At 68.1% G+C, this 21,343-nt stretch carries 15 protein-coding genes; 1 reads left to right on the top strand and 14 read right to left on the bottom strand.

Annotated features, from left to right (window positions below; all coding sequences use genetic code 11):
• Positions 1 to 70: 70 nt before the first annotated feature.
• The 9 genes from feoB to H9X80_RS05530 form a co-directional block, all read right to left on the bottom strand.
• Positions 71 to 2,749, bottom strand: a complete 2,679-nt coding sequence (gene feoB / locus H9X80_RS05570) for a ferrous iron transporter B (protein WP_204793352.1) — start codon at positions 2,747 to 2,749, stop codon at positions 71 to 73.
• Between the two features lie 119 nt (positions 2,750 to 2,868).
• Complete coding sequence (locus H9X80_RS05565; protein WP_204793351.1) at positions 2,869 to 3,111, bottom strand: FeoA family protein; 243 nt, start codon at positions 3,109 to 3,111, stop codon at positions 2,869 to 2,871.
• A gap of 101 nt (positions 3,112 to 3,212) precedes the next feature.
• A complete protein-coding gene (locus tag H9X80_RS05560; protein ID WP_204793350.1) occupies positions 3,213 to 3,449 on the bottom strand; it encodes a FeoA family protein in 237 nt (78 codons plus the stop codon).
• A 646-nt stretch (positions 3,450 to 4,095) separates the two neighbouring features.
• A complete protein-coding gene (locus H9X80_RS05555; RefSeq protein ID WP_204793349.1) occupies positions 4,096 to 5,115 on the bottom strand; it encodes a bile acid:sodium symporter family protein in 1,020 nt (339 codons plus the stop codon).
• Positions 5,116 to 5,306: 191 nt separating this feature from the next.
• On the bottom strand, positions 5,307 to 8,087 hold the full coding sequence (xdh, locus tag H9X80_RS05550; RefSeq protein ID WP_204793348.1) for a selenium-dependent xanthine dehydrogenase: 2,781 nt from the start codon (positions 8,085 to 8,087) through the stop codon (positions 5,307 to 5,309).
• An 8-nt stretch (positions 8,088 to 8,095) separates the two neighbouring features.
• On the bottom strand, positions 8,096 to 8,308 hold the full coding sequence (locus tag H9X80_RS05545) for a 4Fe-4S binding protein (protein ID WP_204793347.1): 213 nt from the start codon (positions 8,306 to 8,308) through the stop codon (positions 8,096 to 8,098).
• A gap of 40 nt (positions 8,309 to 8,348) precedes the next feature.
• A complete protein-coding gene (gene ygfK, locus H9X80_RS05540; RefSeq protein WP_204793346.1) occupies positions 8,349 to 11,375 on the bottom strand; it encodes a putative selenate reductase subunit YgfK in 3,027 nt (1,008 codons plus the stop codon).
• Between the two features lie 126 nt (positions 11,376 to 11,501).
• Positions 11,502 to 12,854 (bottom strand): putative aminohydrolase SsnA, encoded by a 1,353-nt coding sequence (gene ssnA, locus H9X80_RS05535; RefSeq protein WP_204793345.1) that lies wholly within the window; start codon positions 12,852 to 12,854, stop codon positions 11,502 to 11,504.
• Between the two features lie 52 nt (positions 12,855 to 12,906).
• Positions 12,907 to 14,307, bottom strand: a complete 1,401-nt coding sequence (locus tag H9X80_RS05530) for a uracil-xanthine permease family protein (protein ID WP_204793344.1) — start codon at positions 14,305 to 14,307, stop codon at positions 12,907 to 12,909.
• 314 nt (positions 14,308 to 14,621) lie between these two features.
• Between H9X80_RS05530 and H9X80_RS05525 the strand changes: the two genes are divergently transcribed.
• Positions 14,622 to 15,275 (top strand): helix-turn-helix transcriptional regulator, encoded by a 654-nt coding sequence (locus tag H9X80_RS05525; protein ID WP_204793343.1) that lies wholly within the window; start codon positions 14,622 to 14,624, stop codon positions 15,273 to 15,275.
• A 68-nt stretch (positions 15,276 to 15,343) separates the two neighbouring features.
• Here H9X80_RS05525 and H9X80_RS05520 read toward each other — a convergent pair whose 3' ends face one another.
• The 5 genes from H9X80_RS05520 to gatC form a co-directional block, all read right to left on the bottom strand.
• On the bottom strand, positions 15,344 to 16,300 hold the full coding sequence (locus H9X80_RS05520; RefSeq protein WP_342590877.1) for a YitT family protein: 957 nt from the start codon (positions 16,298 to 16,300) through the stop codon (positions 15,344 to 15,346).
• A gap of 95 nt (positions 16,301 to 16,395) precedes the next feature.
• On the bottom strand, positions 16,396 to 17,547 hold the full coding sequence (locus tag H9X80_RS05515) for a Fic/DOC family N-terminal domain-containing protein (RefSeq protein ID WP_204793342.1): 1,152 nt from the start codon (positions 17,545 to 17,547) through the stop codon (positions 16,396 to 16,398).
• A 240-nt stretch (positions 17,548 to 17,787) separates the two neighbouring features.
• Positions 17,788 to 19,299, bottom strand: coding sequence for an Asp-tRNA(Asn)/Glu-tRNA(Gln) amidotransferase subunit GatB (gene gatB, locus H9X80_RS05510; protein WP_204793341.1), 1,512 nt, complete (start codon positions 19,297 to 19,299; stop codon positions 17,788 to 17,790).
• Positions 19,296 to 20,819 (bottom strand): Asp-tRNA(Asn)/Glu-tRNA(Gln) amidotransferase subunit GatA, encoded by a 1,524-nt coding sequence (gatA, locus tag H9X80_RS05505; protein WP_204793340.1) that lies wholly within the window; start codon positions 20,817 to 20,819, stop codon positions 19,296 to 19,298. The genes gatB and gatA overlap by 4 nt, the downstream gene beginning before the upstream one ends.
• Entirely contained in the window at positions 20,819 to 21,136 is a 318-nt protein-coding gene (gene gatC, locus H9X80_RS05500; protein ID WP_204793339.1) for an Asp-tRNA(Asn)/Glu-tRNA(Gln) amidotransferase subunit GatC, read from the bottom strand. The genes gatA and gatC overlap by 1 nt, the downstream gene beginning before the upstream one ends.
• Positions 21,137 to 21,343: the final 207 nt, after the last annotated feature.

Genomic DNA, 21,343 nt, shown 5'->3' with positions numbered 1-21,343 from the left:
CGAGCGCGCCGTCGGCCACGCGGACCGGCGACGCGCCCACGGGATGATACGAAGGGACTGTCCCTTCGTATCATGCGGCAAGGTCGGCGAGGATCTTGTCGTCGGACTGCTCGGTCTTGGGCATCGGCCGGACGATCTGGAAAATCATGCCGGCAAGCAGCACGAAGGCCACCACGGTCCACACGCCGAAGTTCCCCAGCACGAAGAGCTCCCAGAGCTGGTTGATGATGAGGCCCACGCACCAGGCGAAGACGCACTGGTAACCGATTGCGAACCAGAACCACTTGGGGCTGTCCATCTGGCGACGGATGGTGCCGATGGCGGCGAAGCACGGCGCGTCGAGCATGTTGAAGGCCACGAACGCGCACATGGCGCCGACGTGCAGGATGCCGGAGGCGTCGGTGAACATGCCGGCGAAGCCGCTCCACATGGTCACGGAGTTCTCGGTGGCGTCGCCGATGCCGTAGATGACGCCGAAGGTGGAGACGAGGTTCTCCTTGGCGATCAGGGCGTTGATCGAGGCCGCGGCCGCCTGCCAGGTGTCGGCGCCGAGCGGCGCGAAGATCCAGGCGATGGCGTTGCCCACGAGGGCGAGCAGCGAGTAGTCGGTGTAGTACTCGGGCGCGCCGTCCATGAGGGAGAGGAAGCCGAAGGCGCCGTTGCCGCCCTCCCAGTTGGCGAAGCCGAACTCAAGCAGGAACCACACGACCACGGACGCGGCGAAGATGATCGTCGCGGCCTTCTTGAGGTAGGCGGAGATGCGCTCCCACACGTGCAGCCACCAGCTCTTGAGCGTCGGGAAGTGGTAGTCGGGCAGCTCCATCACAAACGGGGCCGGGTCGCCGGCGAACATCTTGGTCTTCTTGAGCATGAGTGCGGAGACGATGATGGCGGCAAGGCCGAGGAAGTAGAACATCGGAGCCACCCACCAGGCGTCGGAGCCGCCGATGAGCACGCCCATCACCAGGGCGATGATCGGGGTCTTGGCGCCGCAGGGGATCATCGTGGTGAGCATGGCCGTCATGCGACGGTCCTTCTCGTTCTCGATGGTCTTGGTAGCCATGACGCCGGGCACGCCGCAACCAGACGAGATGAGCATCGGGATGAAGGACTTGCCGGAGAGGCCGAAGCGGCGGAACACGCGGTCCATGACGAAGGCCACGCGGCTCATGTAGCCGCAGTCCTCGAGGAAGCAGAGCATGATGAACAGGACGAACATCTGCGGGATGAAGCCGAGCACCGCGCCCACGCCGGCCACGATGCCGTCGAGCACGAGCGCCTGGACGAAGTCGGAGGCGCCGGCCGCCTGGAGCCAGCCCTCGATGATCGACGGGATCGACGGGACGAAGCTGCCGTAGTCCTCCAGGGCCGGCGCGCTGTCCTGCGCGGCCACGGCGTCCTCGAAGTCGGCGGCGGTCACGGTGTCGATGACCGCGAGCTCCTGGCCGTCAGCAAGCACCGGCTCACCCGCGGCGTCGAGGCGCGTGGCGATGCCCTCCTCGCCGTCGGCGTCCACGGTGATGAAGTTGCCGTCGCCGTCGTGCATCGGCACGTCGGTGGCCGTGACGCCCGCGGCCTCGGCCTCGGCGGCGAAGTCGCTCACCACGGCCTGCGCGTCGGCGTCCTCCGGATCCTCGGCAAGGGTGGCCACGGCGTCGGCCACCCCGTCGGTCGCCACGCCGTCGGCCTCGGCGGCGGCCAGGAAGCCGTCGATCTTGTCGCCGTAGTAGCCGGCCTCGTACTCCTCGGTAGCCTCCTCGTAGGCCGCCTGGTCGGAGGGGTTCCACAGCCAGCCGTCGCCAAAGACGCCGTCGTTTGCCCAGTCGGTGCCCCAGGTGCCCACCGTGGACACGGCGATGTAGTAGACCACGAACATCACCACGACGAAGATGGGCAGCCCCAGCACGCGGTTCGTGACCACGCGGTCGATCTTCTCGGAGAGCGAGAGCTTCTTGGGCGCCTTCTTCACGCAGGCGGCCATGACCTCGCCGATCCAGTCGTAGCGGTCCGAGGTGATGATGGACTCGGCGTCGTCGTCGCGCGCCTCCTCCACGGACTTGATGGCCCGCTCGGCCTCGGCGAGCTGGGCCTTGGAGAGCGCGAGAGCCTTGATGGCCTCGGCGTCGCGCTCAAAGACCTTGATCGAGTACCAGCGGACGAGCTCGGCGTCGCAGCTCCCGGAGATGAGCGAGGCGATGGTGGTCAGCGCGTCCTCGACCTCCGGCGAGAAGCACCTGGCGCCGGGCTGGACCTTTCCCGCGCGGCCGGCGTCCACGGCCACCTTCACGAGCTCGTCGAGGTTCTTGTTGCGCAGGGCCGAGACCGAGACCACCGGCACGCCGAGCCGCGCGGAAAGGGCCTTGGCGTCCACGACGTCGCCGCGCTGCTCGAGCAGGTCGCACATGTTGAGGCCCACGACCACGGGACGGCCGGCCTCCAGGAGCTGCGTGGTCAGGTAGAGGTTGCGCTCCAGGTTGGTAGCGTCCACGAGGTTGATGATCGCGTCCGGGCGCTCGCCGACGATGTAGTCGCGCGAGACGACCTCCTCGGGGGTGTACGGGGAGAGCGAGTAGATGCCGGGCAGGTCGATGAAGGTCACGCTCTTGTCGGCGCGCCAGGTGGCCTGCTTCTTCTCCACGGTGACGCCGGGCCAGTTGCCGACGTAGCCGTTCGAGCCCGTGAGCTCGTTGAACAGCGTGGTCTTGCCGCAGTTGGGGTTGCCTGCGAGACCGATGATGGTTTCTGCCATACCTTGCCTTCCTGTTTCAAATGCTACTTGGTGGGTAACATTAGTTAGAGACGGCTAACTTATGGGGCGAGAAAAACGGCCGTCGAGCGGCCGGGACCTCGCACCCGATGCGCCGCGGGCTACGCCTCGCCCTGGCGCACGTCGGCGACCTCGACGCTCGCGGCCTCCTCCTTCCGGATGGAGAGCTCGTAGCCGCGCACCGTGAGCTCGATGGGGTCGCCGAGGGGTGCCACCTTGCGCACGTAGACGCGCGTGCCCTTGGTGAGGCCCATGTCCATGATGCGGCGCTTGAGCGCGCCCGCGCCGGTCAGCGCCGCCACGGTTGCGCTCTCCCCCACCTTCACGTCCTTGAGTGTTGCCATAGAGGTTCCTTTCTGTCTGCCGATCAAAGGGGCGTCCCGCGCGGGGCCGCCCCGGGGCGCCCGTGCGGCTGCCCCGTGTTCAGAGGGGGTGCCCCCTCGAATCACCCGAGCGTCACGCTGATGCGGCTCGCCATCGCGCGGTTGAGCGCAAGGCGCGCGCCCTTGACGCTCACGATGACATCGCCGGCGGCGCGCGAGACCACCTTGACCGCACTGCCCTCGACAAAGCCGAGGTTCGCGAGGTGCTGGCGCGTCTCCGCGTCTCCGCGGACCTGTGCCACGCAGGCCGTCTCGCCCTCGCCCACCATCGCAAGCGGGAGCCTGGCCGCTGAAGCCATTGCCTTCGCCTCCAAAAGTTTGAGTCCACTAACTCAACATAAGTAATATAGAACTAACTTCTGCGAGCGCAAGTACCGTTCGCGGATTGAGTTACAGATGGGAAACTTTTGGGTGAGGGGGCGGGGTGGCGAGCGGCGCGCGGGCCGGCGCGGGCGGCCGCGGGCTGGCGCGGGCGGCGCGGCGACGCGGGCGGCCACGGGACGGCGCAGGCATCCGACCCCGAACCTTACGAAACCGCAAGGCGGCCGTAAGTCTCTTCGATGGCTCTTGACCTGCGCGTTTGCGAGCATTCAGTCAGCAAGGAAGCATCGTCAGCCCTCAGAAGGAGGTCCGCCATGAAGAAGCTCGTGTTCATCGCCGTCGTGGTGATCGCGGGGCTCGCCGTCATTCTCGACAGTGGCCGCCCCGAGCATCGCTGGAGGCGCCGCTAGCGTGGGAAGCGGCACGGCGAAACGTCAGTCTGCGGACGGCCGTACCCGTCCTCTGGCGCCTGCAGCCGCCCCGGGGCTCTTCGGGTCGCGAAGACCGCACAACCCCCGGCACCATGACCCCCGCGACCGACCCGCGCCGAAAATAACCCACATTTGAAGCGCACCGACAAACGCCCAGCTGGCGTTTCTCTCGATTCACAAAGCCAAATGTGGATTAATTCCGAGTCCCCGCGTCCGATGGCGCGTCATCGGATGACACACCCTCGGATGAAGCTCCCTCCAATGACGCGTCCTCGCGACCCAGCCGCTGCAGCACAGAGCCGTAGGTCGCGGCAAGGACCTGCTGGAAGAGCGTCCCGATGACCACCGGGAACATCACCTCGCCGGGGAAGTACTCCCCCGCGATGACCGCGCCGGCAGAGATGTTGCGCATGCCGCAGAGGTAGGTCATCGTCACCTGCTGGCCGGCCGGGCGGTGCCACGCACGCGCCACGAGCAGGCCGACCGCGTACCCCGAGGCGGCGAACACGCACACAAAGGCCGCCACCGCGACGAGCGTGGGCGTGAGGCTGCGCACGTAGGGCGCCACGCCCGTCGAGTTGGTCAGGATCACCAGGACAAGCGCGATCTTGGCCGCCGGGGCGATGACCGGGGAGAGCTCGCGCGCAGCCCTCCCGTGCGAGAGGTCGTTGGCCGCGGTGCCGAGAAGCGCCGGCAGCGCGATGGAGACGACCATCTCCCCCATCATGCGCGCGGCGTCCACCTCGACCGTCTGGCCCAGGAGCAGGTGCAGCGTGAGCGGGATGGAGAACGGCGCCGCCACGGTCGAGACGAGGATCGTGGCCAGGCCGAGCGACGGGTCGCCGCCGTGCATGTTGATCCACATGGCCGCGACCACGGCCACCGGCACGCTGTACTCGAGGACGAGCCCGCACACGAGGTTGGGGTCCGAGCCAAAGAGCAGCGTCCCGAGCGCGCAGGCAACGCATGGCATGGCCACCGACGCGATGGCCAGCGTCGCGAGCATCGGCGCCGGGTGGCGGACCGTCCGGGCGAGGTTCGCGAAGGTGTTGGAGAGCGAGCTCTGGAACGTCATGAAGGCAAAGAGCGCCGTGACCGCCGGCTTGAGCACCGAAAGCTGGTCGGGGAAGAGCACGCCGAGCACCACGCACGTCGGCGAGACGAACGCCATGTGGCTCCCGAGGAAGCTGCCGAGCCTGCGCCATGCGTCCATATGCGATGCCTCCCTCTCATTGACCGAGGGCCATCGTAGTGTGCGGCGAGAAGAACGCGCGGCGGCGTAACGCAGTCGACATGGGAGGACACGAAGTCGATACCGTCGGCAGACGGCAGGCGGGGCGGCGAGAAGAGCCGGGCCCGCCGGGCATGGCAGCCGGCGGGCCCGGTGAGGGGGGGTCTGGGGCCCTACTCGCGCGCGTAGTAGGAGTGGCGGAGCGGCAGCTCGCACTGAAGCTCGCCGGTGAGCGCCCGGTAGGCGTTCTGGACCGCCGGTGCCGTGGGGATCGTGGCGATCTCGCCGATGCCCTTGGCCCCGTAGCCCACGTCCAGCAGCTCGTCCTTCTCGACGTAGATCGCGTTGATGTAGGGGATGTCCGGCGCCCGGAACAGGCCCAGGGTGCCGAACTTGGCCTGGGGCACGCAGTCCTTCAGCGGGAAGCGCTCGGTCAGCGCGTAGCCCATGCCCATGAGCACGCCGCCCTCGATCTGGCCCTGGATGGCGATGGGGTTCACGACCCTGCCTGAGTCGTGCGCGGCGTGGACCTCGGTCACGCGGCCGTCATCGTCCAGGATCACGACGTGCGTGGCGTAGCCGTAGGCCACGTGGCTCTTGGGGTTCTCCACGTCGGCGCCGAGCTTGTCGGTCTTCTCGAGGTACTCGTAGGAGAACTCGCGCCCCTCGAGGGCGGCGAGCGCCGCCACGGGGTCGGCCGCGTGGTAGCCCGCCCCCGGCCCCACGTACGGCGAGCCGTCGGCGTACTCCACGGTGAAGCCGTCGCCGTGGGCCGCCACGGGGCCGTCGTCGGTCTCGGTCCCCTCCTCCACCGCGAGCATGGCGTCGCGCAGCAGGAAGGCGGCCCCGCGCACGGCCTCGCCGGTGATAAGGGTCTGGCGCGAGCCGGAGGTGGTTCCGGAGTCCGGCGCGTTCTCGGTGGAGCACTCGCCGTTCACGATGCTCGAGAGCGGGAGGCCCGTCGCCTCGGCGACGTCCTGCAGAAAGACTGTGTTGCAGCCCTGGCCGATGTCCGAGGTGGCCGAGTACACCACGGCGCGGCCGCCCTCAACGCGGATCTTGCAGCGGCCCGCGTCGGGCAGGCCCACGCCCACGCCCGCGTTCTTCATCGCGCACGCGATGCCCGCGTGGCCGGGGTGCGCCTCGTAGACGTCCCTCACGGCCAGTAGGGTCTCCTTGAGGGCCGTTGAGCGGTCGGCGATCTGGCCGTTGGGCAGGACCTTGCCCGGCTCGATGGCGTTTCTGTACCGGATCTCCCACGGCGAGATCCCCACCTCGTCGGCGAGAAGGTCGATGAGGCTCTCCAGGGCGAACTCGCTCTGGCAGACGCCGAAGCCGCGGAACGCCCCGGCGGGCGGGTTGTTGGTGTACCAGCCGTAGCCGCGGATGTCCGTGTTCTGGTAGCAGTACGGCCCCACGGAGTGCGTGCAGGCGCGCTCGAGGACGGGGCCGCAGAGGCTCGCGTAGGCACCGGTGTCGAAGTTGATCTCACAGTCGAGGCCGCAGAAGATGCCGTCCTCGTCGCAGCCGAGCGTGAAGGTTCCCTCCATGTAGTGGCGCTTGGGATGGAAGTTGATGGACTCCTGACGCGTGAGGCGGACCTTGACGGGGCGCCCCACCGCGAGCGCGGCGAGCGCGGCCAGGTGCTGCACGGAGACGTCCTCCTTGCCGCCGAAGCCGCCGCCCACGAGCATGGTCTCCACGACCACGCGCTCCGGCGTGTCGTCCCAGCCCAGCATGTGGGCGATCTCCTTGCGGGTGTCGTAGGCGCCCTGGTCGGAGGAGCACACCTTCACGCCGTCCCTGTACGGGAAGGCGACGGCGCACTCCGGCTCCAGGAACGCATGCTCGGTGAACGGCGTCTTGAAGGTCCGCGTCACCTTGTGGGCGGCGTGCGCGAGCGCGGCCGCCGCGTCGCCGCGGACCACATGCCGCTGCTGACAGATGTTGTCGGTGGGCGTGACCCAGCTCCCAAAGGCGAGGTAGGGCTTGTGGAGCACGGGCGCGCCCTCCGCGCGGGCCTCCTCTATGGAGCGCACCGGCTCCAGCTCCTCGTAGGTGACCTTCACGGCCTTCTTGGCCTTCTCGAGCGTGGCCGGGTCCTCGGCCACCACCAGGGCTATGGCGTCGCCCACGCAGTGCGTGACGTCGCCCTCGGCGATCATGACGTCCCAGTCGTAGAGCAGGTGGCCCACGGCGTTCACGGGCACGTCCGCCGCGGTGAGCACGGCCAGCACGCCCGGCAGGGCGCGGGCCTTCTCGGCGTCGACCCTAACCACGCGGGCGCGCGGGTACTTGGAGCGGACGGCGCTGGCGTAGGCGAGGTCGGGGAAGTCGCGCTCGTCGATGTCGTCGGGGTACTTGCCGTAGCCGAGCACCTTGCGGCGCACGTCCACGCGGAAGGCGCGCTTGCCCACGCCGTAGTCGTCCCCGCGCTCGAGCTCAGGGTCGATGCTCTTCTCGCCGCGCAGGATCGCCGCGGCAAGGAGGATGCCCTCGATGATCTTCTTGTAGCCCGTGCAGCGGCAGACGTTGCCGCGGATGGCCCTCTTGACCTGGTCCTCGGTGGGGTCGGGCACCTTGTGGATAAGGGCCGCGCCGGCCATGACCATGCCGGGGATGCAGAAGCCGCACTGTACGGCGCCCACCGCGCCAAAGGCGTAGACGAAGGCCTCCTGCTCCTCGTGGGGCAGGCCCTCCACGGTCACGATGTCGCGGCCCTGAGCCAGGCGCGTGGTGAGGACGCACGCCTTGGTGGCGTAGTCGTCCACGAGCACGGTGCAGGTCCCGCACGCGCCCTCCGAGCAGCCGTCCTTGACGGACGTGAGATGGAGGTCGTCGCGCAGATAGCGCAGGAGCGGCTTGTCGCAGGTGACGAGCCGCTCCTCCCCGTTGACGGTGAAGCGGTACTCGGCGGGTGCCTTGGCGGCAGGTGCCTTGGAGCTTGCGGCCATGTCTCCCCCTAGTGCGCCGGGGCGTAGATGCCCAGCGCGTCGTGGATGACGCCCTTGCGGCAGGCGGTGGCGCACATGCCGCACGCGATGCAGAGCGCGTAGTCTATGCGGGCCTGCCGGTCCTCCACGCGCATGGCGCCCGCGGGGCACGCGCGCTCGCAGAGGCGGCACCCTATGCAGCCGGTGTCGGCAACCCAGATGCGCCTGGTCTCGTCATCCATGTCTCTCCTTCCGATGAGACGAAGGGACGGTCCCCTTGTCTCATTTCTCCTTTGAAGATGCGAGGGAGCTGTCCCCCCGCATCAGGTAGGCGTAGCCGTCGCGGACGGCGGCGATGGTGAGGCGCACGTCCTCGGGCAGGCCGCACGCGGCGTCTTCCACGTCATAGACGCCCTCGCTGGAGGCCAGGCGCACGCGGAACGTGCCGTCGCCCAGCGCCAGGAAGCCGCGGTTCTCGCTTGCGTCCATGTCCTCGGCGCTCCAGAAGAGGGTCAGCTTGTCCTTGTAGGGACGCCCGCTCCACGGGCAGAACACGGCGCAGTTGCCGCACTCGTTGCACATGCCGTCCACGTGGACCACCTGCTGCTGCGCGAGCCCCGGCACCTTCACGGCCACGTTGGCGCGGTTGGGGCAGACGTCGCAGCAGACCTCGCAGACCGTAGCGCACCCCAGGCAGCGGCTCGTGGTGCAACTGTCCACGTCAAGGCAGACCTCGCCCTTGCGGCCCATGATGGCGTCGAGCTTGTCGGAGCGGACGTTCTTCTGCGCGTAGGCGTTGAAGTCCACGCCGGCAAGGTCACGGGCGACGGCCTGCGCGTCGGCGATGGCCTCCACGAAGGTGGCCGGCCCGCGGCGGCAGTCACCGGCGGCCCAGACGTGGGCCACGCCCGTGGCGGTGCCGGCCGGACGGCCGCGCCGGTCGCACGCCACGCCCGCGCCCTCGTAGAGCCCGCGCTCGATCTGCTCGCCCACGGCGCAGATAACGGCCGTGGCCGGGACCTCCACGGTCTCGCCGGTCCCCTCGGGGCGACGGCGCCCGGACTCGTCCGGCTCGCCGAGGCGCATGCGCTCGCAGGTGAGCACGCCGTCCACCACGCCGAGCGGGGCGAGAAGCTCCATCAGCTCCACGCCCTCCGCAAGGGCCAGCTGCAGCTCCTCCTCGTCGGCGGGCATCTCGTGCACGGTACGGCGGTAGACGATCCGCACGTGCTCAACGCCCTCGGCGCGCTTGGCCACGCGGGCGGCGTCCATCGCGGTGTTGCCGGCGCCCACGATCACCACGTCGGTCCCCAGCTCCATCGGCTCGCCGGACTTGGCCGCCTCGAGGAACTCCAGGACGTCGATCTCCTCGCCGGACGTGAGGCCCACGCGGCCCGGCGCCCAGGCGCCCGTGGCCACCACGACGTCCGTAAATCCCTCGTCAAAGAGCTCGGAGACGCTCGTGACCTCGCGGTTCATCTGAACCTGCGCGCCAAAGGCCAGGCACAGCGCCACGTCCTTGTCGATGTCCGCGCTCGGGATGCGGAACTCCGGGATCACGTGGCGCGCGATGCCGCCAAGGGCCCCCGTGCGCTCGATGACGGTGACGCGCGCGCCGGCACGCGTCAGGAAGAAGGCCGTGGCCAGGCCCGCCGGGCCGCCGCCGACCACCGCGACGTTCTTCTGTGCCGCGGAGGCAAGGCGCGCCGGCCCCGCCGTACGCAGCGCGCGCACGACCTCGTCGAAGCCCTCGTGCGCGGCGGTGAGCTTGTGCGCGCGGATGCTCGCGCCCTCGGGCTCGTAGAAGCTGCGCTCGCACTTGGCGCCGCAGGGGTGCGGGCAGAGGTTGCCAGTGATGTGCGGCAGGGCGTTGCGCTCCACGATGATGCGCAGCGCCTCGGCGAACCTCCCCTCGTCCACACGGGAGAGGTAGGCCGGGATGTCCTGGCTGATGGGGCAGCCGGAGCGGCAGGGCGCCGTGAAGCAGCTCATGAGCGGCAGCTCGGCGTCGATCTTGTGGGGCTTTGCCGGCTTGATGGGCTTGCGGTAGTCCGCACCGGACGCCACCCGCGCCGCGAGCTCGCTCACGGCGTCAACGTCCACCGTGTCGCGCCGCGGCGCACCGGCGAGAAGCCCCGCGATCTGGGAGAAGCGCTCGTAGCCGCCCGGCTTGAGGACGTTGGTGGCCATGGTGATCGGCCAGATGCCCGCCGCGTAGAGCTCGCGAATGTTGCGGGCGTCCGCGCCACCTGAGTAGGAGATGCGCAGCTCACCGTCAAACTGGCGAGAAACACGACGGGCCAGCTCGATCGTCAGCGGGAAGAGCGAGCGGCCGGACATGTACATCTCCTCGCTCGGCAGCTCTCCGCGCGTCACGTCCACCGGGAAGGTGTTGGTGAGCTTGACGCCAAAGGCGAGCCCGCGCTCGGCGCAGAGCGCGCGCAGGCGCTCGAACATCGGGACGGCGTCGGCCCACTGCAGGTCCTCGCAGAAGTGCGTGTCGTCGAAGGCGATGTAGTCAAAGCCCAGCTCGTCGAGGCGGCCGCGGGCGAAGTCATAGCCCAGGAGCGTCGGGTTGCACTTGATGTAGGTGTTCACGCCCTTCTCGGTGATGAGGTAGGTGGCGATGCGCTCGATCTCGTCGGGCGGGCAGCCGTGGAGGGTCGACTCGGTCACCGAGCGGGAGACGCGCGGCGAGACGGACTCCACGAAGGAGGCGTCCACGTTCTGGAAGCGGTCGAGGTTGGCAAGCGCCCAGTCGCGGCACTCCGCCCAGACCTCCGTGCCGCTCGCATCCTTCATGCCCTCGATGTAGGCGTCCACCTTGGGCGACTTGATGCCCTCCAGGCTGTAGCCGACGGACATGTTGAAGACGAAGCCGTCCGGGTCCCCGAGGCCGTACTCGCGGGCGATGAGCTTGCAGGCCCACCAGGCCTTGACGTACTCGGCAAAGGCCTGCGGAACCGTGAGCTCGGTGGACCACTCGCAGTTGTAGCACTCGTCCTCGGCCGTGATGCAGGGCTTGTTCACGCAGGCGGAGAGCTCCTCGCCGTCCATGACCTGCACGGTCTTGAGCTCGAAGAAGCGCGAGCCCGCCACGTAGGAGGCCACGATGTTCTGCGCGAGCTGCGTGTTGGGGCCGGCCGCCGGGCCGAAGGGCGTCTCGATGCGCTCGTCGAAAATCGGCTCCGCGCCGCCCTCGTGGACGTAGGCCTTGCGCACCCCGAAGATGGACCCCTGGGTCTGGTGCTCGGTCAGGATCCAGTCCATGACCTGGGCAAACGGCATCGGCCTCATGACGTCGCTCATTGCTGCTCCTCTCCTGGGAGGGCCCCGCCCTCCCCTGTCCGCCGACGAGACCGCGCGCCGGCAGATGGGTGAATCGGCCCCGCGGAGGCCGAGGGGGCCGGGCGCCCCTCGCACCCGGCCGCTGCGCTAGTAGGTGGTGCCGTTGAGCTCCCCCCAGAGCCGCTTGGCCTGCTCGAGGGTCCACGCGTTGATGCGCTCCTCGTCGATGCCCACGAACGAGCGGTCACGGTAGACCACCCGCCCGTTGATGATCGTGGTGCGGCAGTTCTTGCCCATCATCCCGAAGAGCATGTGGCCGTCCACGTTGTCCGCCGAGAAGGGCGTGAAGACCGGGTAGTCCATCACGATGACGTCGGCCACGGCGCCCGGGGCGAGCACGCCGATCTTCTCGCCGAAGTAGGCGCTGGCCATGGCGGGGTTGTTCTGGAAGAGCATCGTCATGTCCTCGACCCAGCCCACGTTGGGCATGCCCGCGTTGTGGCGCTGCGCGATGATGAAGACCTTGAGGCTCTCCAGCATGTCGTGCGTGTAGGCGTCCGTGCCCAGGTGCACCGGGATGCCGCGGCGGTAGAACTCCAGCACCGGCGCGATCCCCACGGCGTTGTTCATGTTGGACTCGGGGTTGTTGACCACGTGGGTGCCGGTCTCCTTGATGATGTCCATCTCGGCCGGCGTGACGTGGATGCAGTGCCCGAGCATCGTGCGCGGGCCCAGGAGGTCGTGCTGGAGCAGGCGCTCCACGGGCGGGATGCCGCCGCGGCGCTCGCGAGAGTCCCAGACGTCGTTCATGCCCTCGCAGACGTGGATGTGGAAGCCCGTGACGCCGTCGTTGGCCTCGGCCATCTTGTCCATCGTCTCGTCGGAGAGCGTGAAGGTGGCGTGCCCGCCGAACATCGCGGCCACCATGTGGTTGCCCTGGGCGCGGGCGTCGGCCGCCCAGCGCGCGAACGCGGCGTTCTCGGCGATGGCCTGGTCGCGCTTCTCCGCGCCGTCACGGTCGGAGGTCTCGTAGCAGAGGCAGGCGCGGATGCCGACCTCCTCGCAGACGTCCTTGATCGCGAAGAGCGAGCCGGGGACCTCGCGGTAGCTCGCGTGGTGGTCGAAGATCGTGGTCACGCCGTCGCGGATGGAGTCGAGCACCGTGGCGTAGGCGCTCGCGCGCGTGCCGTCCAGCGTAAGCGCGCGGTCGATCTTCCACCACTGCTGCTCGAGGTTCTCCAGGAAGTCGTGCGGGTCGCAGCCCTTGATGGAGAGGCCGCGGGCGAGCCCGGAGTAGATGTGAGTGTGGCAGTTCACCAGGCCCGGCATGATCACGCCGCCGTGGGCGTCCACGTACTCGGCGTCCGGGTACTTCTCGGCAAGGGCGGACTCGGGGCCCACCTCGCAGATTTTCTCACCGTCGATGGCGACGGCCCCGTGCTCGAGGTATGCATTGTCAGCGTCGCGCGTGACGACGCGACCGTTGGCTACGAGCAGCATGGCTCCTCCTCTCGCGCGAAGGGGCGTCTCCCCTCCGCGTCGGTGGCATGTGTTACTCCTTGCTGGCGGGCATGACCTTGGCGACGGCCTGCTCCTTGGTGGCCGCCTGGCGAATCTCGTACGGCGGGTCCACCGGCAGGATGAGGTTGAGGGCGATGGCCATGATCGCGGCCGGGGTGATGGCGTTGGATCCGATGACGGTGGTGACCCAGCTGGGCATGCCGGGGCCCGCCAGGCAGCCCGAGGCCATCCAGATGCCCAGGCCAAAGACGACCGAGGTGCCCACGATCGTGGTGGTGCGCGGCGTGAGGCCGTCCTTGATGAACATGCGCACGCCGTTCATGGTGATGGTGCCGAAGACGCCCACCGTGGCGCCGCCGATGACCGGCTGCGGGATGGCCGTGAGCACGGCGGAGAGCTGCGGCAGCAGGCCCGCCGCGGCAAAGACCGCCGCCACGATCACGAAGACCCACTTGTTGACGACCTTGTTGGAGGAGATGATGCCGACGTTCTGGCCCAGGGCGCTCGTGGGCAGGCCGCCGAGGAACGCCGAGACGATGGACGTGGCGCCCTGGGAGACGATGGCGCCGGAGAGCTCGCGCTCGGTGGGCATGCGGTCCATCGAGCCGAGGCAGGCGGCCGAGACGTCACCGATGACCTGGATGGCGACCATCGGGTAGACCACGGCGAGCGTGATGCAGACCTCGGGCGCGAACTCAATCGGGTACGGCATGATCTTGGGAAACGCAAAGATTCCCGCCTCGCCCACGGCAGAGAAGTCGAGCATGCCGAAGGGCGCGGAGACGATGATGCCCACGATCATGCCGAAGAACACGCTGCCGAGCTTGAGCGTGCCCTTGGCGAAGTTGTTGAGGCCAAAGACCACGGCAAAGGTGACGAGCGCCACGAACCACGCCTGCGGGGTGCCCCAGAGCGCGGTGCCCTCGCCGCCCGCCATGTACCTGATGGCCGTGGGGTAGAGCGAGACGCCGATGGTGAAGATCACCGTGCCGGTGACCACGGGCGGAAACAGGTTCTTGAGCTTGCTGTAGAACAGGCCGAAGAGGATGGCCGCCGCGCCGCCCACGATCTCTCCGCCGAGAAGGGCGCCGAAGGAGAACGTGGCGCCCATCGCCTGCAGCGCCGGCAGGAACGCAAACGAGACGCCCATCACGATGGGCAGGCCGCCGCCGATGCGGCGGAACGGCGCGAAGGCCTGCAGCGCCGTGTCGATGGCCGAGAGGATGAGCGCCACCTGGATGATGTCGGTGCGCTGCTCGGTGGTGAAGCTGAAGGTCGCCGCGATGAGGATGGCCGGCGTGATGATGCCGGCGAACGACGCCAGCACGTGCTGGAGCGCGCAGGGCAGCATCGCCCCGATCGGCGGCATCCCCTCGCGCTGGAACAGAATGGCGGACGACCCCCCGTCGCCCGCGGCCCGTGACTTCGCCATGTTCGTCCTCTCCACGAGTCTGCGACTATGTCCTCCATTATTCACGTGGAATATCTAACAAAATGTCTGCTTTAATGAAAATCTGTTAGACGGTAGGTTACGAAACGCGAACGGTTGACGAGCGCGCCGCTTACGGCGAGAATCTCGTTGTACTTGGGGCACTATAACGCCAGGTCGGCGCAGGGACCCCGCACCCTGCGACCAGACTGTTTGGCTTGTTTTGCTAACAAAAAGTTAGTTTTGAGAAGGCTTCGGGTACCATAGTTGACACGCCCGCTCACCCGCGCACGCGCGCGGGCCAAGGAGGTATCCCGTTGACCGAAACCCAGCTCGACTTCTACAAGCGACTCGCCCACGCGCTGGCGCTGCAGTTTGGCAGCGGCTGCGAGGTCGTGGTGCACGACCTGGAGTCGGCGGACCCGGGCCACTCCATCGTGGCCATCGAGAACGGTCACGTCACAGGGCGGCGCCTGGGGGACGGCCCGAGCCACGTGGTGCTCGAGGCGCTACACGCCGACGGCGCCAAGCTCACCGACCGCCTCTCCTACCTCACCAAGACGGCCGACGGCAAGCTTCTCAAGTCCTCGACGGTCTTCATCCGCAACGACGAGGGCCGCACGGTGGGCATCTTTGCCATCAACTACGACATCACGGTGCTGCGCGCCGCGCACGACGTCATCGGCTGGCTCGTGGGCACCGAGCCGAGCGCGCCGCGCGAGCCCGAGCCCATCGTCCGCAACGTGGCCGACCTGCTGGACGACCTCATCGAGCAGAGCGTGCAGCTCGTGGGCACGCCGGCGGCGCTCATGACCAAGGAGGAGAAGGTCCGCGCGATCCGCTACCTCAACGACACCGGCGCCTTCCTCATCACCAAGTCGGGGCCCAAGGTCTGCAGGTACTTCGGCATCTCCAAGTACACCCTCTACAGCTACCTCGACGAGGCCCGAAGCGGCGAGAAGGACGCGTAGGGCGCGGGCCCTTCTCGCTTCAGGTCCTTCTCGCCGGGCGGGGAGGATCCGAGGCGTGCCGCCCGCGGCTAGTTTACGCCGCGGAAGCCGCGCCCGATGATCTCCGAGCTGCTCGTGATCGTGATGAACGCGCCAGGGTCGGTCGCGCGCACGAAGAGCCTGAGCCGCATGGCCTCGCGCCGGGTGAGGACGCTCGTGAGGATGGTCTGCCGCCGCCCGGAGTAGGCGCCCCAGCCAAAGGTCACCGTGGCGGTGCGGCCGAGCTTCTTGACGATGAACTCCTCCACCTCGCGCGGGCGCGCGCAGATGACCTGGCAGACCTTGCGCTGGCGGATGGACTCGATGAAGCCGTCCACCACGAAGGTCTTGCCGATGAGCGCCAGCACGCAGTAGAGGCCCACGCGCGCGCCGAAGATCCCGATGGCGGCCACCACCACGGCCACGTCGACGGCAAAGAGCGCCTTGCCGATCTCTATGTCGGTGTGCTTGCGCAAGATCATGGCCAGGATGTCCGTACCGCCCGTGGACGCGCCGATGTCAAAGACCAGCGCCGAGCCCACCGCCGGCAGCAGCACGGCAAAGCAGACGTCGAGCCAAAGGTCGCCGGTGATCGACTGCGTCACCGGGAACAGCCACTCAAAGAGCGAGGTGTAGCCCGAGAGCGCGAACGAGGCGAACGCGCTCCACAGCACCGCCTTGCGGTCCAGGAAGACAAAGCCGAGCACCACCAGGACGGCGTTCATGACCCACATGTACGCCGAGACGGGCAGCACCGGCAGCGCCGCGTTGAACAGGATCGCAAAGCCCGTGGTGCCGCCGAAGGCCAGGTGGTTGGGCGTCTTGAAGAGCACGAGCGCTGCCGCCGTGAGGATGAGCCCCACGTTGAGCATGCCGAAGAACTGCGGGAAGCTGTAGGCCATCCGCTTCTTCGACAGCCGCTCGGCACGCTCGGCCTCGTCCGCGCTCACCACCTCCGAGACCGGCTCGACCGTCTCCGCCTGCTGCGCGCGCTCCTCAGCGTCCACTTTGCCCCTCTCGCCCTCTGACGTCCCCGGGTTCGGCAGTCTATCAGGTTTGCGCACCCCCGACGGCGAGAAGGACAGGCGGCGCGCAAAGTGGCCTACTCCGTTCCCCGGCGCAGTACGGCAAGGTAGTCATCATAGGCAAACACCCTGTTACGCTGGGCGTTTGTCCGCTCGGTCACAATGTCGAGCGCCTCCAGCCTCCTTACCGCACCGGACACGGTGTTGTAGCTCACGCCAAGTGCCCGGGCAGTCCGCCCAATGTCAATGATTGGCTGCTGCTCAAGGTACGTAAAAACGCGCTCGGTGCTCTTCAGGGCCCTCCCCGTTTTCGCTATCTTGCCGAGGTTGGCATCATGAAGCTCCACAAGCCTCCCGATGGCCTGGGACGCATCGACCGCCGCGGCGTCGACTGCCTCTACGAAGAAGCCGACCCACTGCTCGTAGTCGCCCGTCTCTCGCACCCGCGTCATACGGTCGTAGTATTCCCACTGGTTTCGCTTGAGAAAGTAGGAGGGACAGAGCACCGGCTTATGAAGCAATCCCTCCTGCATGAGAAACAGCAGGATGAGCAGCCGCCCAACACGCCCGTTGCCGTCAAGGAAGGGGTGGATGGTCTCAAACTGATAGTGGATGAGTGCCGCCCTCACAATGGGGTCATTGGCATCTCCGCTGTTGAGATAGGTCTCTAGCCTTCCCATCGCCTCGTACATGTCCTCCACGTTGGGCGGAACATAGCGGGCCTCCCTCAGCGTACAGCCCGCAGGCCCCACCCAGTTCTGCGACCGCCTAAACTCGCCCGGGGTCTTGTCCTCCCCGCGGACGCCCCGCATAAGAACGGCGTGGGCCCGCCGCAGCAGGCGGTTACAAAGCGGCAGTCCAGAAAGATCCTCGATGGCACCACGCATGGCTCGGACGTAGTTGACCACCTCGGCAACGTCGGCGTTGGCAGAACCCTCCGCCTCCGGGTCGAGCACATCATCCAAGGTGCACTGCGTCCCCTCAATCTGAGAGGACATGAGGGCCTCTTTGCGCACATACGACGAAATGAAGAGGTCGACGCTCGGAATGAAGCGCGACATGGCATCCAGCTCGGCAAGATGCCGGTTGGCGCTTCCGACACGCTCGGAAAGCGGGCCGTCAAAGAGCAGCGGCGGGTCAGGCGGCAACGGGGCCGGCCGGAACGACTGATACGCAAGCTCACCGCTTAGGTTGGTTATAAACGAGCCCGGCCGCGCACCTGGCACCACAACCATCTCCTAAGTTGAAATATGAGACAGGATACACCTCTCTTATTTCAAGATATCTTCTCTATTTGAAATAGTGAAGGGCAATCCCGAGCCATATTTCAAAATGGCGAGAAACACGTGCGGCTGGCGGACGCCCCGGAATCTCGAAGCATCCTCCAGCTGCACGTTGCGATACGGAATTCTTGAAACGCACGGCTCGCGGACGGGCTTAACCTAAATGTCCGCAGTGCGTCTTGCTCACTAGGCCTCCAGCCGCTCCGCAAGCATCTTGTTGAAGGCCTTGGGGTTGCCCGAGCCCTTAGCGGCCTTCATGCACTGGCCCACGAGGAACCCGAGCACCTTCTTGTTGCCGTCACGGTACTGCTGGACCTGGTCCGTGCAGCGGCCGAGCACCTCATCCACGATGGCCGAAAGCGCGCCCTCGTCGGTGGACTGGCGCATGCCGTGGGCGTCCACGTAGGCCACCGGGTCCTCGCCGGTCTGGCTCACCGCCTCCAGCACCTCGCGGGCCTGCGCAAACGTCACCGCGTCCTCGGCGAGAAGCCCCGTGATGCCGCGCACCTGCCCCACGGTCAGCCCCGGGAAGCTCGGGACGAGGTTCACCATGACGTTGGCCAGCGTGCCCACGTTCTTCTCGCCCATGCCGTCGAGGGCCTCCTCGAAGAAGGCGGCCACCGCCGGGTCGGACGCGATCTGGGCCGCGTCCTTCTTCTTGAGGCCGTAGTCAGCCATGTAGCGGGCGCGCTTGGCGTCCGGCAGCTCGGGGATGCGCGCCCGGCAGCGCTCGATGAACTCGTCGGTGAGGTCGAAGGGCGCGAGGTCGGGGTCCGGGAAGAGGCGGTAGTCGTCGGCGGTCTCCTTGACGCGCATGACCACGGTGCGCTTGCGGCTGGGCTCCCAGTGGCGCGTCTCCTGGTAGACGATGCCGCCCTCCTCGAGCACCTCGGCCTGACGGCAAATCTCGTGCTCCAGGGCGTCGTGCAGGCTCTTGAACGAGTTGATGTTCTTCATCTCGGTCTTGGTGCCCAGGCGGGTCTCCCCGCGGCGGCGCAGGGAGACGTTGCCGTCGCAGCGCATCGAGCCGCTCTCCAGCGAGCAGTCGGAGATGCCGAGCGTGAGGAAGGTCTCGCGCAGCTTCTCCATGAACAGGCGCGCCTCCTCGGGCGTGCGCAGGTCGGGCTCGGTGACGAGCTCGATGAGCGGGGTGCCGCAGCGGTTGTAGTCGATGAGGCTCTCGGTGGCCGCCGTGATGCGGCCCTCCTCGCCGCCCACGTGCACCATCTTGGCCGCGTCCTCCTCCATGTGAATGCGCAGGATGCGGACGGGGGCCACGTAGGAGCCGTCGGCGTCCTTCTCGACGCCCGTGCCGTCTGGCCGCTCGCGCGCGCCCTCGCCGGAGACCTCCAGGTCCAGGTGGCCGTGCATGCAGAAGGCCACCGGGCCCTGCGTGGTCTGGAAGTTCTTGGCCATGTCCGGGTAGAAGTAGTGCTTGCGGTAGAACATCGAGTGGCGCTGGATCTCGCAGTTGGTGGCCAGGCCCGCCATCACGATGGACTCGATGGCGTGCTCGTTGGGCACCGGCAGCGCGCCCGGCAGACCCAGGCACACGGGGCAGACGTTGGTGTTGGGCGGGTCGTCGTGCGACAGGCGGCAGTTGCAGAACATCTTGGTCTCGAGCGTGGTGAGCTCGGTGTGGACCTCCAGGCCAATCACGGCCTCCCAGTCCCTCAGGACCTCGGCGAGCTTCTTCATCTGAGCTCACCCCCCTTCCCCGCAAAGCCGGGCGCAACTGGCGCGGTGCCCACCGCGCGCTCGATGGCGCGGGCAAACGTGAGCAGCGAGCGGTCCTTGAACGCCGGGCCCTGGAGCTGCGCGGAGACGGGCAGGCCGGAGACGGCGCCCAGGCCCATCGGCACCGAGATGCCGCCGTTGCCGGCGATGTTGTTGGAGATCGTGTACATGTCCGAGGCGTACATCTGCGTGGGGTCGGAGATCTCCCCAAAGCGGAAGGCCGTGCGCGGCGTGGCCGGCATGAGGATGACGTCGCAGGTCTCATAGGCGCGTGCGTAGTCGGCCGTGATGAGGGTACGGACCTGCTGCGCCGGGTAGTAGTACGTGTCGTAGACGCCGCTGGAGAGCAGGTAGGCGCCGAGCATCTGGCGGCGCTTGGCCTCCTCGCCGAAGCCGTGCGCGCGGGAGAGCGAGGTCTGCTCGGCCAGCGTGGCGCAGCCGCTCTCCTGGTAGCCGTAGCGCACGCCGTCAAAGCGCGCGAGGTTGGAGAACGCCTCGCACGGCGCGATCACGTAGTAGGCGGCGATGGCCGAGGCGATGTTGGGAAGCTCCACCTCGACCACGCGGGCGCCCTGCTCCTCGAGGGCGTGCGCGGCGAGAAGAACCGCGTTCTTCTCCTCCTGCGTGAGGCCCTCGGCATCCATGAGGGCCGGGACGATGCCGACGCAGCGGCCCTCGATGGAATCGTCGAGGTGCTCGAGGAAGTCCACCGGGCAGTCCTGGGAGGTGGAGTCCCACGGGTCGTGCCCGGCGGCCACGAGCGCGTTCATGGCAAGCGCCACGTCCTCGACGCTGCGGCCGAACGGGCCCACCTGGTCGAGCGAGGAGCCGAAGGCCACCACGCCGTAGCGGCTCACGGCGCCGTAGGTGGGCTTCATGCCCACCACGCCGCAGAGGCTCGCGGGCTGGCGGATGGAGCCGCCGGTGTCCGAGCCCAGGGCCACGGTGACCTCGCCGGCGGCCACGGCCGCGGCCGAGCCGCCCGAGGAGCCGCCGGGCACGCGCTCGGTGTCCCAGGGGTTGTGCGTGGGGTGGAAGGCCGAGGACTCCGTGGAGGAGCCGAAGGCGAACTCGTCCATGTTGGTCTTGCCCACCGGCGTGGCACCGGCGTCAAGCAGGCGCTGGACGCAGGTGGCGGTGTAGGGGCTCTCGTAGTTCTCCAGCATGCGGGAGGCGCAGGTGGTGCGGGTGCCCACGAGGTTCATGTTGTCCTTGAACGCCACAGGGACGCCGGCCAGCGGCCCGAGGGGCTCGCCCGCGGCGCGGCGGGCGTCGGTCGCCTCGGCAGCGGCAAGGGCGAGGTCGGCCGAGACCTGCAGGAACGCCTGGACCTCGCCGTCGCGGGCCTCGACAGCGTCAAGGGCGGCGCGGGCCACCTCGACGGCGGAGAAGTCGCCAGCGGCCACGCCCGCGGCGATCTGGCGGGCGGAGAACTGGTCGAGGCTGGTGGTGCTGGCGGCGTTGGGCGCGGCGGCGCACATCAGCGGTCACCTCCCTGGTCACCGAGGATGGACGGCACGCGGAAGCTGCGCTCGCGGCTGGAGCCGGCGTTCTTAAGCGCCACGTCAACGGGCAGGTGGCGCACGTCGTCGTCCGGGACGTCGGCGGCCATCACGTTGGAGAGGTCCCCGATGGGGTGGAAGGTGGGCTCGACGCCCTCGAGGTCGTATTGGCGAATGGGCTCGAGCAGGGCCACGGCCTCGTTCATGTACGTGGTCATCTCGTCGAGCTCCGCGTCCGTGAGGGCGATCCGCGCGTAGTCCGCGATGCCCGCAACGTCTTCTCTGGTGAGCGGCATGAGGTCCTCCTGTCGTCAGATGGGGTCATTCTACGACAGGCCCCGCCCGCGCAGGCCACCAGCAACGCGCCAGAGACGCGGCCGCAACAAAGCACGCCGAGAAGGGCCTCACGCAGGCGGGTGCCGCCTCACCGCCCCCGCCCCCTTGCGGTAAGAGAACCCGCTCAGAGACGGCTGCCCCGCCGACCCCTTGGCTTTCTAAGCGAG

This window comes from Olsenella profusa (genome assembly GCF_016900315.1).
GTDB classification, from domain to species: Bacteria; Actinomycetota; Coriobacteriia; order Coriobacteriales; family Atopobiaceae; genus Thermophilibacter; species Thermophilibacter profusus_A.
This window is presented reverse-complemented; position numbering and strand designations above follow the sequence as displayed.

Coding starts and splice junctions, on each gene's coding strand:
- H9X80_RS05555 (WP_204793349.1), bottom strand. CDS start 5,115: ATGGACGCATGGCGCAGGCTCGGCAGCTTCCTCGGGAGCCACATGGCG.
- gatC (WP_204793339.1), bottom strand. CDS start 21,136: ATGCCGCTCACCAGAGAAGACGTTGCGGGCATCGCGGACTACGCGCGG.
- ygfK (WP_204793346.1), bottom strand. CDS start 11,375: ATGAGCGACGTCATGAGGCCGATGCCGTTTGCCCAGGTCATGGACTGG.
- H9X80_RS05560 (WP_204793350.1), bottom strand. CDS start 3,449: ATGGCTTCAGCGGCCAGGCTCCCGCTTGCGATGGTGGGCGAGGGCGAG.
- xdh (WP_204793348.1), bottom strand. CDS start 8,087: ATGGCCGCAAGCTCCAAGGCACCTGCCGCCAAGGCACCCGCCGAGTAC.
- feoB (WP_204793352.1), bottom strand. CDS start 2,749: ATGGCAGAAACCATCATCGGTCTCGCAGGCAACCCCAACTGCGGCAAG.
- H9X80_RS05565 (WP_204793351.1), bottom strand. CDS start 3,111: ATGGCAACACTCAAGGACGTGAAGGTGGGGGAGAGCGCAACCGTGGCG.
- gatB (WP_204793341.1), bottom strand. CDS start 19,299: ATGAAGAAGCTCGCCGAGGTCCTGAGGGACTGGGAGGCCGTGATTGGC.
- H9X80_RS05545 (WP_204793347.1), bottom strand. CDS start 8,308: ATGGATGACGAGACCAGGCGCATCTGGGTTGCCGACACCGGCTGCATA.
- gatA (WP_204793340.1), bottom strand. CDS start 20,819: ATGTGCGCCGCCGCGCCCAACGCCGCCAGCACCACCAGCCTCGACCAG.
- ssnA (WP_204793345.1), bottom strand. CDS start 12,854: ATGCTGCTCGTAGCCAACGGTCGCGTCGTCACGCGCGACGCTGACAAT.
- H9X80_RS05530 (WP_204793344.1), bottom strand. CDS start 14,307: ATGGCGAAGTCACGGGCCGCGGGCGACGGGGGGTCGTCCGCCATTCTG.